Origin of the sequence: Streptomyces sp. A2-16 (genome assembly GCF_018128905.1) — a bacterium.
GTDB lineage: Bacteria > Actinomycetota > Actinomycetes > Streptomycetales > Streptomycetaceae > Streptomyces.
Window position 1 is genome coordinate 3246746 of sequence record NZ_CP063808.1, and the last position, 15660, is coordinate 3262405.

Annotated in this window: 15 protein-coding genes; 8 read left to right on the forward strand and 7 right to left on the reverse strand. The window is 72.3% G+C overall.

Annotation, left to right across the window (positions count from 1 at the left end; translation table 11 throughout):
• Positions 1-41: 41 nt before the first annotated feature.
• Positions 42-1208 carry a YbfB/YjiJ family MFS transporter gene (locus tag IOD14_RS14615; protein WP_212673271.1) on the reverse strand — a complete coding sequence of 389 codons (1167 nt, stop codon included), beginning with the start codon at positions 1206-1208 and terminating at the stop codon, positions 42-44.
• 56 nt (positions 1209-1264) lie between these two features.
• The gene (locus IOD14_RS14620; RefSeq protein ID WP_123994028.1) at positions 1265-1555 is read right to left on the reverse strand and encodes a muconolactone Delta-isomerase family protein; all 291 of its coding nucleotides are present in this window, start codon (positions 1553-1555) and stop codon (positions 1265-1267) included.
• Between the two features lie 108 nt (positions 1556-1663).
• On the opposite strand from IOD14_RS14620, the gene IOD14_RS14625 reads away from it, so the two are divergent.
• The 7 genes from IOD14_RS14625 (at position 1664) to IOD14_RS14655 (ending at position 10298) form a co-directional block, all read left to right on the forward strand.
• Positions 1664-2614 (forward strand): LysR family transcriptional regulator, encoded by a 951-nt coding sequence (locus IOD14_RS14625; RefSeq protein ID WP_123994027.1) that lies wholly within the window; start codon positions 1664-1666, stop codon positions 2612-2614.
• A 127-nt stretch (positions 2615-2741) separates the two neighbouring features.
• Positions 2742-3455, forward strand: a complete 714-nt coding sequence (locus tag IOD14_RS14630; protein WP_212670439.1) for an SDR family oxidoreductase — start codon at positions 2742-2744, stop codon at positions 3453-3455.
• Between the two features lie 32 nt (positions 3456-3487).
• Entirely contained in the window at positions 3488-3859 is a 372-nt protein-coding gene (locus tag IOD14_RS14635; protein ID WP_212670440.1) for an SgcJ/EcaC family oxidoreductase, read from the forward strand.
• Between the two features lie 291 nt (positions 3860-4150).
• Positions 4151-5719: an AMP-binding protein gene (locus IOD14_RS14640; protein ID WP_123994024.1), complete on the forward strand. Its 1569-nt coding sequence runs from the start codon at positions 4151-4153 to the stop codon at positions 5717-5719.
• Positions 5720-5808: 89 nt separating this feature from the next.
• On the forward strand, positions 5809-7038 hold the full coding sequence (gene hemA, locus IOD14_RS14645) for a 5-aminolevulinate synthase (protein ID WP_123994023.1): 1230 nt from the start codon (positions 5809-5811) through the stop codon (positions 7036-7038).
• Between the two features lie 87 nt (positions 7039-7125).
• The gene (locus IOD14_RS14650; protein WP_212670441.1) at positions 7126-8781 is read left to right on the forward strand and encodes a long-chain fatty acid--CoA ligase; all 1656 of its coding nucleotides are present in this window, start codon (positions 7126-7128) and stop codon (positions 8779-8781) included.
• Positions 8778-10298 carry a DHA2 family efflux MFS transporter permease subunit gene (locus IOD14_RS14655; protein ID WP_123994021.1) on the forward strand — a complete coding sequence of 507 codons (1521 nt, stop codon included), beginning with the start codon at positions 8778-8780 and terminating at the stop codon, positions 10296-10298. Before IOD14_RS14650 ends, IOD14_RS14655 begins: the two co-directional genes overlap by 4 nt.
• A gap of 447 nt (positions 10299-10745) precedes the next feature.
• On the opposite strand, the gene IOD14_RS14660 is transcribed toward IOD14_RS14655, so the two are convergent.
• The 5 genes from IOD14_RS14660 to IOD14_RS14680 form a co-directional block, all read right to left on the reverse strand.
• Positions 10746-11036, reverse strand: a complete 291-nt coding sequence (locus IOD14_RS14660; RefSeq protein ID WP_249125913.1) for a chorismate mutase — start codon at positions 11034-11036, stop codon at positions 10746-10748.
• Complete coding sequence (locus IOD14_RS14665) at positions 11033-11470, reverse strand: MaoC/PaaZ C-terminal domain-containing protein (RefSeq protein ID WP_212670442.1); 438 nt, start codon at positions 11468-11470, stop codon at positions 11033-11035. The genes IOD14_RS14660 and IOD14_RS14665 overlap by 4 nt, the downstream gene beginning before the upstream one ends.
• Positions 11467-11919: a MaoC family dehydratase N-terminal domain-containing protein gene (locus IOD14_RS14670; protein WP_123994019.1), complete on the reverse strand. Its 453-nt coding sequence runs from the start codon at positions 11917-11919 to the stop codon at positions 11467-11469. The genes IOD14_RS14665 and IOD14_RS14670 overlap by 4 nt, the downstream gene beginning before the upstream one ends.
• Positions 11916-13328, reverse strand: a complete 1413-nt coding sequence (locus IOD14_RS14675) for a class I adenylate-forming enzyme family protein (protein WP_123994018.1) — start codon at positions 13326-13328, stop codon at positions 11916-11918. Before IOD14_RS14675 ends, IOD14_RS14670 begins: the two co-directional genes overlap by 4 nt.
• Positions 13329-13426: 98 nt before the next feature.
• Positions 13427-14545, reverse strand: coding sequence for a 3-dehydroquinate synthase II (locus tag IOD14_RS14680; RefSeq protein ID WP_123994017.1), 1119 nt, complete (start codon positions 14543-14545; stop codon positions 13427-13429).
• A 261-nt stretch (positions 14546-14806) separates the two neighbouring features.
• On the opposite strand from IOD14_RS14680, the gene IOD14_RS14685 reads away from it, so the two are divergent.
• Positions 14807-15616, forward strand: a complete 810-nt coding sequence (locus tag IOD14_RS14685) for a 2-amino-3,7-dideoxy-D-threo-hept-6-ulosonate synthase (protein WP_123994016.1) — start codon at positions 14807-14809, stop codon at positions 15614-15616.
• The last annotated feature ends 44 nt before the right edge of the window (positions 15617-15660 follow it).

Genomic DNA, 15660 nt, shown 5'->3' on the forward strand with positions numbered 1-15660 from the left:
CAGCGGCTCCACATCAGTTGGCCGGGTGCGGCGGTGAGTGCTCAGGGGCCGGCCGGGGCGGGCCGGGCGTCCCCGGTCGATTCTCGCTGTTGTCCGGGGACCGTGGGGCCTTCTGCGGCGACGTGGTACGGGAAACCGATCCGCAGCACGGCGGCGGCCCCGGCTGCGACCAGGACCACGAGGCCGGCCAGGAGCAGCGCCCGCCGGTAGCCGTCGTGCCCGTCGTGCAGCAGCGGGGCGACGAGCAGCGGGCCCAGGATCTGGCCGACCGAGTATCCGGCGGTCAGCAGGGCGACCGAGCGGGGAAACCGCAGATGCGCACCGGCGGCCAGGGCCAGCGTGCTGATGCCGATGAACGTGGCGCCGAACAGCAACGCCGAACCGAGGGCCGCGACCGTCCCGCCGACCAGGGCGGGCAGCGCGATGCCGACCGCCTGGACCACGAGCGCCGTGAGCAGCAGTCCGGGGCGTGACCAGCGGCGGCCCAGTCGGGCCCACAGTGCCGCGGACGGTACGGCGGCCAGGCCCACGAGCACCCAGGCGCCGCTGCCGACCCAGCCGGGGGAACCCTGTCCGACGGCGGCGACCAGGAAGGTCCCGGCGATGATGTAGCCGACGCCCTCCAGCGTGTAGCTGACGAACAGCGCAGCGAACCAGCGGTGGGTGCGGGGCGGCCCGGTGCCGCTCCGGTGCACGGTGGTGAGGGGTGCCTCCTCGGGCCGCAGCTGCCACGAGAGGGCGGCGAGCAGCGCGGCGAGTGCGGCGGCGGTCCACCAGGCGGTGCGCCAGTCGGCGACGGGCCGCACCACCAGGACCAGCAGCCCCGACAGCGCGATGCCGCCGCCCACTCCGCCGAACGCCCAGCCGGACAGGTGCGGCGGGTGTGCCCGCAGATGGTGCAGGAGGGAGCCGGCCGCGATGACGAACACCAGGGCGCTCGCCATGCCGGCCACGAGCCGCAGCAGGCTCCAGACGGTAGTGCTGTGGGTGAGGGGCATCGCGGCGAGCGTGCCGGTCAGCAGGAGCAGACAGGCGCGCAGTACGGCACGCGACCGGACCAGCACGGGGGCCAGGATGCCCGCGAGGGCGCCGACGAGATAGCCGGCGTAGTTCGCGGTGGCCAGGTTTGCCCCGGCCCCGGCGGACAGGCCCGCCTGGGTGTGCATCAGGGGCAGGATCGGGGTGTAGACGAAGCGGCCCACTCCCATGGCCGCCGCGAGCGCGGCCGCCGCCCGGGCGGCATGGCCCCAGGGGGACGCGGCGCTCACTTCGTGCCGGGGTCGTTCGGGTGCGCCTCCAGCGGAGTGACGGTGAAGGTCATCCACGGGTGCAGCGGCAGAGTGCCGAGCACCTTCTCATGGAGCTCCTCCTCGTCGGCGGCCCGCCACACGCCGATGCTGCGCAACTCGCCCACGGGGCGCCACAGTCGGGCCAGACGGCCGGTCGCCGCCAGCTCCTTCGCACGGACGGCCTCGGCGGCCCGGCGCCGGTCCACCTCCTCCTGCGCGGTGCCCTCGGGAACGATGGTGGTGATCTCGACCAGGAACTCTCGCATGACGCGCTCCACTCGTCGTCGGTGATCCCATCCTGCGCGCGTCACCTGCACCGATGCCACGACCGGCTGCCTCGCTGCTGATAGGCGCAGCCTCCCAGCGCGCGTACGATGGCGCCCGTGGAACTGCGCCAGCTGCGGTACTTCGTCGCGGTCGCCGAGGAGCTGAACTTCGGCCGGGCCGCCGAGCGGCTGCTCATCGCCGGGCCCTCGCTCTCCCAGCAGATCAAGGCGCTCGAACGGGACCTGGGTGTCCGGCTGTTCGACCGGGACCGGCGCAAGGTCTCCCTCACCCAGGCCGGCGCCGCCCTCCTTCCGCACACCCGCGCCCTGCTGGACCGCGCCGACGACCTCAGACGCCGGGCCGGCAGCCTGTCCGGCTCGCGGTCGGTGCGGCTCGGGTACGTCAACTGGCTTCCCCCGGACCTGACATCGCGAACGGCGGCGGTGGCCCAGGTGCACGTCGACGCCTGGGTCGCGCCCTCCCACACCCAGGCCGCGCGGGTCGCGGACGGCAGCCTGGACCTCGCGGTGTGCTGGGTGCGCACCGAGGACCTGAGCAGGCTCGGGCTGCGGGCCCGGCTGATCGGCGCCGACCGGCTCTACGCCGTCTCCAGGGGCGGCGACAGCGGCGACGTGCCCGACGTCGAGGCCCGGGACACCGACGTGCTCGTCGACGACGACCTCACCGCCTGGGCCGCCTGGAACGTGTACGCCGAAGAGCTCGCACAGGACACCGGCGCCCGCACGGTACGCATCTCCGACGGCGCGATCACCGGCCCCGCCTTCTTCGACCACGTGCGCCGCTGCACCCGTCCCGTCGTCAACTCGCCCAAGGGGCAGACCAGTCCGCTGCCGCCGGACCTGGTGCGGCGGGAGATCGTCGCACCGAAGGTCTACTGGACGTGGTCCCTGGTGTGGCGGGCGACGGAGGACCGCGCCGGTGTCCTGGCCGTCGTGGACGCGCTGTGCGAGGACGCCGGCGACCTCGGCCGCCGGCTGGGCATCCATGCCCCGGACGCCTGGCTGCCCGCCGATGATCCGTACGCGGTCCCGGGCTGACCTGCGCTGGGAGTCCCTGCCTTCCAGGCAGGAGGAAGCCGATCCTTCCTCCGGTCGGCGGACCGGCCTACCTTCCGAATAGTCGACCGGTCGGCTAGTACCGGTCACCGACTCGAAGAAGGTCACCATGAGCACCCGGAACCAGAAGGTCGCGATCATCACCGGCGCCTCGCAGGGCATCGGCGCCGCCCTCGTCGAGGGCTACCGCAAGCTGGGACACGCCGTCGTCGCCACCTCACGCACCATCGCCCCGGTCGACGACGCGGACGTCCTCACCGTCCAGGGCGACATCGCCGACCCCGACACCGCGCGCCGCGTCGTCGAGGCTGCCCTGGAGCGGTTCGGCCGCATCGACACCGTGGTCAACAACGCGGGCGTCTTCGTCGCCAAGCCGTTCACCGAGTACACGGCCGAGGACTACGCCACCGTGACGGGCATCAACGTCGGCGGAGTCTTCCATCTCACCCAGCGGGCGCTCCCGCACCTGCTCGCCCAGGGCGGCGGCCACATCGTCAGCATCACGACCAGCCTGGTCGACAACGCGGACTCCAACGTCCCGTCCGTCCTGGCCTCCTTGACCAAGGGCGGAGTGCAGTCCGCCACCAAGTCCCTCGCCGTCGAGTACGCCACCCGCGGCATCCGCGTCAACGCCGTGTCGCCCGGCACCATCAAGACGCCGATGCACACCGAGGAGACCCACGAGTTCCTCGCCGCCCTGCACCCGGTCGGGCGGATGGGCGAGGTGAGCGACATCGTCGACGCCGTGCTCTTCCTGGAGACGGCACCGTTCGTCACCGGCGAGATCCTGCACGTCGACGGCGGTATGAGCGCCGGACATTGACGGGCCGTCAACTCATTTGCCAAGGAGCGGACATGACCACTTCCATGGATGACAAGGCGATCCTGAGCGCAGTCCTCGACCGCTGGAAGGCGGGTGTCGACGCCCACCGACCGGAGCGCGTGGCCGCCCTGTTCACCGAGGACGCCGTCTTCCAGGGGCTGCATCCCTACAGCGTGGGACGCCAGGGCGTCGCGGAGTACTACGACTCCCAGCCGCCCGGCCTGAAGGCGGCCTACCGCGTCCTCGAGACACGGCGACCCGCCGACGGTGTCGTCCTGGGCTACCTGGACGCCGAGTTCTCGTTCACGGACCGGCCCGCGCTCGCGGTCAAGCTGGCGGTTCTCCTGACCCGCGTGGAGGACGACTGGTACATCGCCCACTATCAGGTGTCCCGCATCGGCTAGGGACGGACAGCCGTACGGCGACAGGGCGCTCGTGGCGCCGGGCAGCGGAGTTCAGCGAGCCGAGCCGCAGCCCGGCGCCGAGGTCGCGGCGGACGCCCGCGGGCCCGTTCGGGGTGCCCTAACCGTGCCCGTCGTGCGCTGCCCGATCGGTCACCGGAGCGATGTCCGTCGCTCGTTCAGGCACGCCATTCGCACATTGTCGCCGGGTTCGCGGGCCGGGAGGCTGATCCGCGTCGTTGGAGGACAGCGCCGGCCCGTGCCAGAGCCGCCGCACGCTGAAATGAGGTGACCATGGGTGCCGCACAGGACCTGCCCGCCGATCCCGGGGGCTACGCCGCCCGGATCCTGGCCCGACTGGTCGCGACCCCGGACCGGACCGCCACGCACTGGCGCGGACGGGCCACCACGGCGGGGGAGTTCGCCCGGGCCGTCACCGGTGTGGCCCGCACCCTGCACGGGCTCGGTGTGGGCCCCGGCAGCGTCGTCGGCATCCTGGTGGCGCCCAACAGCCCCGACACCCTGATCGCCCGGTACGCAGCCCACCTCCTGGGCGCCGCCGTCACTCATCTGCGGTCCGCCAACCCCGGCTCGACCGCGCCCGTTCTGCCGCTCGCAGCCCAGCTTCGGATCCTGGTGGACACCTCGGTCCACGTGCTGTTCACCGACGCCGAGAACGCCGGTCGCGCCCAGGAGTTGTGCGCCCGCGTCAACCGGCGGCCCGCCGTCACCGGGTTCGGCGTCGGAGCCGGGGGTGCCGTGCCCGCCGAACCCGCGGACCCGGCCCACCTCGGCCCGCTCACCGCGGCCGATCCGAGCGACCTCGCCGCTGTCGTCTTCACCAGCGGCAGCACCGCCCACCCCAAGGGGATCCGGCTGTCGGTGCGCGCCTGGGAGAGCGTCGTCGCCGCGACCGCGGCCTCCGTCGGCACGGACGACCCGCGGCTGCTCGTCGTCACACCGCTCAGCCACACCGCGGGACCGATGGCCGACGCCGTCCTCGCCGCGGGCGGGACCGTGGTCCTGCACGAGGAGTTCGACCCGGCGCGCGCCCTGCGGGCGGTGGCCGACCACCGCATCACCCACACCTTCATGGCCACCGCGCACCTGTACCGGGCGGTGGACCACGCCCGCGGCGAACCGGCCGACCTCTCCTCCCTGCGGCAACTGATCTACAGCGGCAGCACCGCCGCGCCCACCCGGATCGAGGAGGCCGCGAAGATCTTCGGGCCCGTCCTCGTCCAGGGCTACGGGACCACCGAGGGCGGCCGGATCACCCTGCTGGACCCCGGCGAGCACATGGACCCACGGCTGCGCACCACGGTGGGCAGACCCTTCAAGGAGACCGCCGTCAAGATCTGCGCCCCCGAGACCGGCGACGAACTTCCCGCCGGGCACAGCGGCGAGGTGTGGGTGCGCTCACCCCACGTCATGGACGGCTATCTCAAGGACCCCGGCCTGACCGCGCTGGTCCTGCGCGACGGCTGGTACCGCACCGGCGACATCGGACGCGTCGACGCCCAGGGCTATCTGCACCTGCTGGACCGGGTCGCGGACATGGTGAAGGCCGAGGGCGTCAAGATCTACCCCGCCGTCGTGGAGCGGGAGATCGCCGCGCTGACCGGCGTCGCGAACGTCGCCGTCTACGGCGTACGGGACATGGACGGCATCGAGCACCTGCACGCCGCGATCGTGACGAAGCCCGGCGCCCGGGTCGGCCCGGCCGAGGTCCGCTCCCGGGTCGGCGCCGCGCTGACAGCGGCCCACGTACCCGAGGAGATCCGCTTCCTCGACGAACTCCCGCTCAACGACTCGGGGAAGCCCGACAAACGGCGTCTGCGCCGGCTCTCCGCCACCGTCTGAGCGTCACTGCCCGAGCACGACCCTTCTCGCCCGGTTCCTCGGATGCCGGTGAAGGTTCAACGCCCCTTACCAGAAAGCGAGTTCGCACCATGACCCAGCATCTGGACTTCTTTGCGAGCGAGATGAGGGAGTTCGCCGACAGCAAGCGGTCCTTCCTGGAGATCGGCCGCCGCGCCGGGCGGTTCCCCAGCGCGACGGCCCGGACCGCGGGCGACGGCCGCGACCTCGACATCAGCGTCTGGTGCAGCAACGACTACCTCGGCATGGGGCAGAACCCCGCGGTGCTCGATGCGATGCGCACCGCACTCGACGCGTTCGGCGCGGGCTCCGGCGGCTCGCGCAACATCGGCGGCACCAACCACTACCACGTCCTGCTGGAGAACGAACTCGCGGCGCTGCACGGCAAGGAGAGCGCCCTGATCTTCAGCTCCGGCTACACCGCGAACGACGGCGCGCTGTCCGTCCTTGCCGGACGGATGCCCGGCACGCTGGTCTTCTCCGACGAGCTGAACCACGCCTCCATCATCGACGGGCTGCGCCACAGCCGCGCCGAGAAGCGCATCTTCCGCCACAACGACGTGGCACACCTGGAAGAACTGCTCGCCGCCGCCGACCCCGGGCGGCCCAAGATGATCGTCCTGGAGTCGGTGTACTCGATGTCCGGCGACGTGGCGCCGCTGAAGGACATCTCCGCCCTCGCCCGGCGCTACGGAGCGACGACGTTCATCGACGAGGTGCACGCGGTCGGCATGTACGGTCCCGAGGGTGCCGGGATCGCCGCCCGCGAGGGCATCGCCGACGAGTTCACCGTCATCATGGGCACGCTGGCCAAGGGGTTCGGCACCTCCGGGGGCTACATCGCCGGACCCGCCCCGCTGATCGACGCGGTCCGCAGCTTCTCGCGGTCGTTCATCTTCACCACCTCGCTGCCCCCGGCGCTGGCCGCGGGCGCGCTCGCCGCCGTCCGCCATCTGCGCGCGAGCGAGGAGGAGCGCGACCGGCTCCGGGACAACGCCCGGTTGCTGCACCGCCTGCTGGACGAGCGGGGCATCCCCTACATCTCGCCGATGTCGCACATCGTGTCCGTCTTCGTCGGCGACGACGCCCTGTGCCGGCAGGCCTCCGCCCTCCTGCTGGAGCGGCACGGCATCTACGTCCAGGCCATCAACGCGCCCAGTGTCCGGGCCGGCGAGGAGATCCTGCGGGTCGCGCCCTCGGCCACCCACACCACCAGCGACGTGGAGAAGTTCGCCGAGGCGCTCGGCGGCATCTGGCAGGAGCTGGACATCGCCAGGACACGGACCGCGCACACCCTGTGACCCGAACCGCCCTGCGCGGCGCCCCGGCCCCGAGGCCGGGGCGCCGCGCGCGAGAGCGCACGTCGAGCACTGCTGAGCGGAGGCCTCATGTTCCTGTCGGTGGCGGCGATCCTCGCCGATTCCGCGGCCCGGCGCCCGGACCATCCGGCCGTCGTCTTCGGTGACGAGCGGGTGACGTACGAGCGGCTGTGGCAACGCGCCAGGAAGTACGCGGCGGCCCTGGCCGGTCTCGGCGTCGGTGCGGGTGACCGAGTGGCGCTGCTGATCGGCAACTCGCCCGAGTTCCCGGCCGTCCACTTCGGGGCACTGACGTGCGGCGCGGTCGTGGTTCCCGTGCACGCTCTGCTCAAGGCGTCCGAGATCGACTACGTGCTGCGCGACTGCGGCGCCTCGGTCCTGGTGTGCGAGGGGGCGCTGCTGACCGAGGGGGCGGCGGGCGCGGAGCTCGCCGGGGTACCGCTGGTCACGGTACTGGCGCCGCGGGCCGCGGACGCGCCCCGGCTGGACGCGCTGGCCGACCGGTCCGAGCCGGCCGACGGCTGGACGCCGCGCGAGCCGGGCGACCTCGCGGTGGTGCTCTACACCTCGGGCACCACTGGCCGCCCCAAGGGCGCGATGCTGACGCACCGCAACATCGTGAGCAACGTCGAGGTCGGTGTGGTCTCGCCGTTCGACTTCAAGCCCGCCGACGTCCTGCTCGGCTGCCTGCCGCTGTTCCACACCTTCGGGCTGGTCTGCGCGATGAGCACCTGCTTCCGGGCCGGGGCGACCATGGTGCTGATGGAGCGGTTCGACGCCGGGCCCGCCCTCGAGCTGATGATCCGTCACGGCTGCACTGTGTTCATGGGCGTACCCACGATGTACCTGGCGCTGCTCGAGGCGGCGCGGCACGAGCCCCGGCGGCCCCCGCTCGACCGGGCCTACTCCGGTGGCTCCGCGCTGCCGGTCAAGGTGCTCGACGAGGTCCGGCGGACCTTCGGCTGCCCGGTGTACGAGGGGTACGGACTCACCGAGACCTCCCCGGTGGTGGCGTACAACCAAAAGGCCTGGCCGATCCGGCCGGGCACGGTGGGGATGCCGATCCAGGGCGTCGAGGTCGAGATCGCACGGGCCGACGTGGAGGGCCGGATCGAACTCGTGGCGGCGGGCACGGTGGGCGAGATCGTGGTCCGCGGCCACAACGTGATGGCCGGGTACCTGGGGCGCCCCGAGGCGACCGCCGAGGTGCTGGTGGACGGCTGGTTCCGGTCGGGCGACCTCGGCGTCAAGGACGAGGACGGCTATCTGTCGGTGGTGGACCGCAAGAAGGACATGGTGGTGCGCGGCGGCTACAACGTGTACCCGCGCGAGGTCGAGGAGGTGCTCGTGCACCACCCGGCCGTCGCGCAGGTCGCCGTCATCGGCCTGCCCGACGAGCGGTACGGCGAGGAGGTGTGCGCGGTGGTCGTCGCTCGGCCCGGGGTGACGGCCGGGCTGCCGCTCGCCGAGCGGATCGTGGCCTGGAGCCGGGAGCGGCTCGCCGCCTACAAGTACCCCCGGCGCGTGGAGTTCGTCGACTCCTTCCCGCTCGGACCCAGTGGAAAGGTCCTGAAGCGCGAGCTGGCGGCCCTGGTCGGCGGGGGCTCGGCGGTTCCCGGCCGACAGGGCGGGGGCATTCGACGACACGTGTTGCACAGACGACAGGTGTCGTGGAACGATCGGGGCCGACGATCCTCGGAAGAGAATGGACACCCACACCCATGAGCAAGGACAACGCGGCGCCGCCGGTGGCCGCGGCCGACTCCGAACGCATCGGCCCCGATCTGTGGTGGCTCACCGGCATCCTGGTGCTGGGCGGATTCGCCACCCTGCTGGACAGCACGATCGTGAACGTCGCCGTCGGTACCCTCGCCAAGGAGTTCGACGCCGAACTGTCCGCCGTCCAGTGGTCCGTGACCGGCTATCTGCTGGCTCTGTGCATGACCATCCCGCTCAGTGGCTGGGCCATCGAGCGCTTCGGCGCCAAGCAGACCTGGCTCTTCTCCCAGGTGGTCTTCCTCGCCGGTTCGCTGCTCGCGGGGCTGTCCTGGTCGGTGGAGAGCCTGATCCTCTTCCGTGTGCTCCAGGGCATCGGGGGCGGTCTGGTGATGCCGGTCGGCCAGTCGCTGCTGGCGCAGGCCGCGGGCACCAAGCGGCTGGGCAGGCTGATGGGCATCGTCTCCATCCCGGCCATGTTCGCCCCGGTCGTCGGACCGACGCTCGGCGGAGTCGTCATCGACGACATCGGCTGGCGCTGGATCTTCTACCTCAACCTGCCCCTCGGCCTCGTCACCATCGCGCTGTCCCTGATGAAGATCAGCAACGTGGTCGTTCCCGGCCGCTCCCGCCTGGACGTGCTGGGTCTCGTCCTGCTGGCGCCCGGCCTCGGAGCCTTCCTGTACGGCCTGTCGGAGGTGGGTGAGGAGGGCGGCCTCGGCAACGGCCGCACACTCGTCGGACTGATCGCCGGTGTCCTGCTGATCGCGGCCTTCAGCGTGCACGCGCTGCGGACCCGCTTCGCGCCGCTGATGGACCTGCGGCTGCTGCGGGAGCGCAACTTCACCAGCGGCACGGCCGCGACGTTCTTCCTCAGCATGGCGATGTTCGGCGCGATGATCCCCCTGCCGCTGTACTTCCAACTGGTGCGCGGCGCGGACGTGATGGAGTCGGGCCTGCTGCTGATGCCGCAGAGCATCGGCTACTTCCTCGCCATCGTGGTGGTCGGCCGGCTCACCGCCCTGTACGGCGCGCGGGCGGTCTCGATCGGCGGTGTCGTCCTCGCGGCGGTCGCGACCCTTCCGTTCGGTCTGATCACCGCCGACAGCAGCAAGGTCCTGCTCTGCTCGTCGATGGTGGTCCGCGGCTTCGGCTTCGGCGCGGCCATGCTCCCCTGCATGACCACCGCCTACTCGAATCTCGAGGCCGCCACGGTGCCGCACGCGACCAGCGCCTTCAACATCTTCCAGCGGATCGGCGCCTCGGTGGGCACGGCCGCGCTCGCCGTGGTGCTCCAGCAGCGCGCGACCACTGAACTGCACGGCCGCGCCGCCGGGTTGACCCAGGTGCTGCCGGACAGCGACATCGCGCACTCCCTGGCGGGTGCCTTCTCCACGACGTTCTGGTGGGCGCTGGGGCTGACCGTCCTCGCCCTGCTGCCGTGCACGATGCTGCCGAGCAGGCAGCCGCGCGAAGCGTCCTCGCCGGCCGCCGAGCCCGCGCAACTCGGCGAAGCCGCCGTCTGACCTCCTGGGCCGAGCCTCGCGCCGGGCGGCGCGGCCGAACGGACCTCACGGTCCGGGCCGCGCCGCCCTTCCGCGTCCTCGGGCCCTGGCGGCTCCAGGCCCCCGGCCCGGACTCCGGGCGTGCCCACCCCGTACGGGAATCCGGGCAAACGGGTGCACCGGTACGAACTCCGCTCCCGGCATGGGCCGCGTCACCGGTCCTTCGTGAAACGCCCCTGCGGGAGACGGGCGGCTGCTGTGGCTGCACCCGACCGATGTCGGTGGCCGGCCGGGCGGCCCGGCGGACGATGACGAAAGGCCCGTCCCGCCTCCCCTCCAGGAGTCGGGACGGACCCGGATGCGGGCTCCGCCGGGGGCCGGGCGAGGCCCGTCCCGAAGGCGGGGCCGCTCACAGCACCGGGGCCGGGCACGTCCGTGCGTGCCCGGCCCCGGTTTCCCGCGCCCACCTCAGTCGTGCGTCTTCTCCTCGCCCGCCGGTAAGGGTTCACGCCGACCCAGACCCAGCAGCAGCAGCGCCAGCGAGGTGCCCGGGCGGCCGAGCGCCGAGTGGTAGAGGCGCAGTACGGCGTTCTCCCGGGCCAGTTCCACACCGGGCGAGCCGAGGCGGCGGCTCAGCGAGGCGAGTTCCGCCGCCGCCTCGCTGCGCCGTACGACCAGATCGATCAGCGACCGGTCCAACTCCCCGATGTACTCGTGCTGCCGCGTCACCCGCTCCTCGGCCGACCGCACCCCGCTCACCGCTCCGCCCCGTGGTCCGGGAGGCGTACGAAGGCCTCGCCGCGCACGGTGACCGGACCGTCCTCGATCCGTACGGTGACGGACAGCCGGGCCCGGCGCACCCCCTCGTCCTCGTCGATCGCGGTGATGCGGGCCGTGCAGCGCAGCACGGCGTGGACCGGGGTGGGCGCCGAGAAGCGGACCTTGAACGACAGCAGGTCCTCGACCGGTACCCAGGTCGTCAGCAGTCGGCCCAGCAGCGCCATGGACAGCATGCCGTGCGCGATCACGTCGTCCAGACCGGCTGCCCGCGCCGCGTCCGAGTCGATGTGGATCGGGTTGTGGTCACCGGACGCGCCCGCGAACAACGCCAGCAGCGTCCGGGTGACCCGTACGCCCGGGAGCTCGGGCAGTTCGGTGCCGACCTCGGCCGACGCGGGGGAGAACACGCTCATGCCCCCTCCCCGCCCCGGCTCGCCGCCCGCACCGCGATCACCTGGTGCAGGTCGGCCACCGGCTCCCCGCCGGGACCGGTCACCGCCGTGTCGCGCACCACGAACTCCAGTGCCCCGCGGGCCCTGATGTCCGTGATGACCGGCGCGAAGGTGAGGGTCTGGCCCGCGAACGCCGGGCGGTGGTAGACGAAGCCCTGCTCCACGTGGAGCACCCGGTCGAGGTCCACGCCCATCTCGGCCAGCAGATCCGACGGGTCCGCGAGGTCGAGGCCGAACAGGAAGGTCGGCGGCACTGGCAGGTCCGGGTGCCCGGACCGCCGGGCGGCGTCCAGGTCGGTGAACTCCGCCCCGGGCGCCCCCACGACCTGGTTGAACATCCGCAGCCTGCCGCGCTCCACGTCCGCCGTGAAGGGCGCGGACCTGCTGCCCACGAACGCCGTGTCGATCACCGGATCACCGCCTGACGGCCCTTCTCCCGCGCCGCGTGCAGCAGCTCGCGGTTGCGGATCAGTTTTCCGTTGCTGGTGCGCGGCAGCGCCGCCGCGCTGAAGTGGAACACCTTGGGAATCTTGTGCGCGCTGAGCCGCTCCCGGCACCAGTCGAGCAACGCCCCCTTGCCGAGCGTCCCCTTGACCCTGACATGCGCCTCGATCGCCTCGCCGAAGACCACAACGGCCTCCCCGACCTCGGGATGGCCGGCGAGCACCGCCTCGACCTCCGTGAGGTCGACCTTCAGCCCTCCGACCGCGACCACCGAGTCGGCCCGCCCGTTGATCTCCAGGACCCCCGAACCCGGCCGTGCCCGGCACCGGTCGTACGTGTTGAGCCAGCCGTCCGTGAACCGCTCGGCGCGGTCCGTGTGCAAGTAGGGATCCTCCGCCAGGCGCACCCGCAGGGTCCCGTCGACCACGGCCGCCTCGACACCGGGCACCGGAAGCCCCACCGCGGGCGGACCATGACGCCCCGTCAGATCGGTGGCGATGATCCCCGCCTCGGTCATCCCGTACGCCTGGCCCACCCGGACGCCGTAGCGCCGCGCGAACCGGTCGAAGACCTCGCCCGACAGCATCTCGCCGCCGGAGACCGCGAGCCGCAGCGCGGGCAGCGGAGGCGGCGCGGCCGTCCGGCTCAGCAGATCGAAGTGGACCGGCACCCCGAACACCGCGTCCACCGGCCGCTCCGCCATCAGCTTCAGCAGCTCGAAAGGTTGCGGGCGGGCCGCGAAGTGCAACGCCACCCCGGCCGACAGGGAATGCAGCACACCCCCGATCAGCCCGAAGGAGTGCATCAACGAACTGAGCAGCAGCAGGTTCTCGCCCCGCTTCGGCATGTCGGGCAGGTCGGCGAACCGCTCCACCTCCGCGAGCAGCGACCGACCGGACCGGCCGATCACCTTGGGCAGCCCGGTCGAACCCGAACTGAACTGGAGCAGCGCGTGCTCGCTCTGCGCCGGCCGGCCGGTCCGGCGGCGCTCCACGACCACCTCGCACTCGTCCCGGAAGACGGCCATGGGCCGGCCCGTGGCGGAGGAGGTCAGATGGAACTGCGGCTCGCACAGCTCCAGCAGCCGGGTCGTCTCGGCGGCCGTCAACCGCGGGTCGAACAGCATCACCTGCGCGCCCGCCGACCACAGCGCGAACACCGACCACAGCAGGGTGAAACTCGGCGGTACCTGGACGGCGACCGTGCTGCCGCCCCTGACGCCGTGCGCCCCGAGGGCCGCAGCCGCGCGCTCGGTCCCGGCGCGCAACCGTTGCCGGGTCACCACGGTCTCCCCGTGGGCCCACACCTCGTCGAAACGTTCCTGGTCAGACAGGAGAGCGGCGAGCCAGGAGTCGAAGTCCGTGGCGGCAGCCATCGCGTCATCCCTTCCGTCAGGCTCCGTGCAGAGCGTGGACGTTGAGGCGAGGGCCGGCATCCCGTCGGGGCGGATGCCGGCGGTACCTCGCGCGTCGGTCACTTCTCGATGCAGAACTCGCCCACCGGCCATCCGACGTGCCGCTTGTCGGTGGCGAGGTAGCCCAGCAGCTTGTCGCCGGGCTTCAGCTCGGTGCAGTTCAGCACCGTCGCGCCCGGACCGAGGACCCGTACGTGCCAGTCGTCCTGGAGCGTCAGGCTGACCTCGACACCGCTCTCCGAACGCGCCCGGACCGTCAGCAGGGGACGCGACTCCAGCTTCACCCGGCCCACCACGATCCGCCGGGTCCGCCCGTCGGCGGTGACACCGAGAACCGTGCTGCCCGCCTTGAGCTCGCTGAGGTAGTTCGTCCGGTTGTCCGCGCCCAGCACGTACGAGTGCAGCGCGCCGGCGTTCACCCGGAACGGCCGGGTCGGCATGTACGGCAGCGGGTGCGTCTCGCTCACGCACAGCACGAAGCCGTGCGCGTACGAGCCGACCAGGATGCCCTCGTCCTTCTCGAAGTGCGTGCAGGTGTCGACGCACACCCGGTCGCCGAGCCCGTTGTGCTCGATGGACTCCACGGTCAGCGTGGTCAGGTCCAGGTCGGGGGTGCTGCTGGCCAGCAGCGTCGTCAGACCGAAGATGTCGTTGGCGTCCTCGGGGGCCAGCAGCAGACCGTCCGAGCCCTTCTCCAGAACGTCGACGATGATGCCGGCCTCCTCCAGGCTGCCCGCCTCGCAGATCAGGCGCCCCGGGGACTTGTCGGCGGCGGCGATCACGATCTCCAGCGGGATCTTCGTGGGGTCGCGGAACTTGACCACCGTGTACTCCAGCGCCTGCGCGGCCGCGCACGCCACCCGCAGCGTCGGGTCGTCGACCACCTCGACGAACGCGCCGCAGCGGTCGGGCCGGTCGGCCGCCGACAGCTTCAGCTTGTCCAGCTCCGCCATGGTCCCGATCCGGGTGAGCACCACGTCGGCGACGTCGGCGGCCTCCGGCGCGAGCGTCGCGCCGTCCTCGGTGACCAGCAGCTTCTGCACCGTCGGCGGCAGGAGCGCGAGTGTCTCCAGCCGGTCGTCCAGCACACCGGCCAGCCGGGCGTGGACCGTGGCGTCGACGATCGACTCCCGCCGGTCGGCGGCGACGGAGCGGAGATCAACCCAAGCGAATTTCACAACTACCATCCCTACGATCGGCTCGCTGACTGCCAGAACCCTCGCATCGGGCATCGGCGCTCCCCATGCTCGATAGGACTGCTCGACCGGGCTCCGCACCGGCGGGGTCCCACCTGCCTGTACGGCTACCTCCATCGCGCTGCCCGCGGCCGCCCTACAGACGCTCCATTCGGGGGCTGCCGTGTCACGGCTCCCGCGCAAGACTCCAGTTGCCCGCCGAGGTGCGGCGACATCCGAACGGAAACCAGGAGTTGATGGAGTATGACTGCACGGTCCGACGGGCTCGCCGTTCGGCTGGCCCGGCTCTCCCGGCACCGGGACGGGCGCTTCCTCTTCGTGCCGATGGACCACTCGGTGGCCGACGGGCCGATCGTCGACGCCGCCCGCTTCAACGGGCTGGTGGGCGACGTGGTGGCCGGCGGCGCCGACGCGATCGTCGTGCACAAGGGCCGGGCCAGAACGGTCGATCCCCGGCTGCTGCGCGAGTGCGCCCTCGTCGTCCATCTCAGCGCGAGCACCCCGCACGCGCTCGACGGCGACGCCAAGGTCCTGGTCGGCGACGTCGAGGAGGCAGTCCGGCTGGGCGCCGACGCGGTGAGCGTCCACGTCAACATCGGCTCCGACAGCGAGGCCGCGCAGCTGTCCGACCTCGGCTCGGTGGCCGAGGCCTGCCAGCGCTGGAACGTCCCGCTTCTGGCCATGGCCTACCCGCGCGGCCCGCGCGTCACCGACCCGCACGACCCGGCGCTGCTCGCGCACGTGGTGAACGTGGCCGCCGACCTCGGCGCCACCCTCGTCAAGACCTCATGGCCGCGGCCGTTCGAGCGGCTCGCCGAGATCGTCGAGAGCTGCCCCATCCCGGTGCTGCTCGCGGGCGGCCCCGCGGGCACCGCGCTCAACGAGTTCGCCGCCGCCGCGATGGCCGCCGGAGCAGGCGGCCTCGCCGTCGGCCGCGGCGTCTTCCAGCACCCCGAGCCCGTCAAGGCGGTCCGTGAACTCGCCTCGGTGATCCACGGGTTGCCCGCCTCCGCGGAACTGCTCACCGGCCGGGTCCCGGCCGTCGTGCGGTGAGCGGGCGCTCGACGCGCCCGGCACCTGCCGCCCTGTCCACCCGC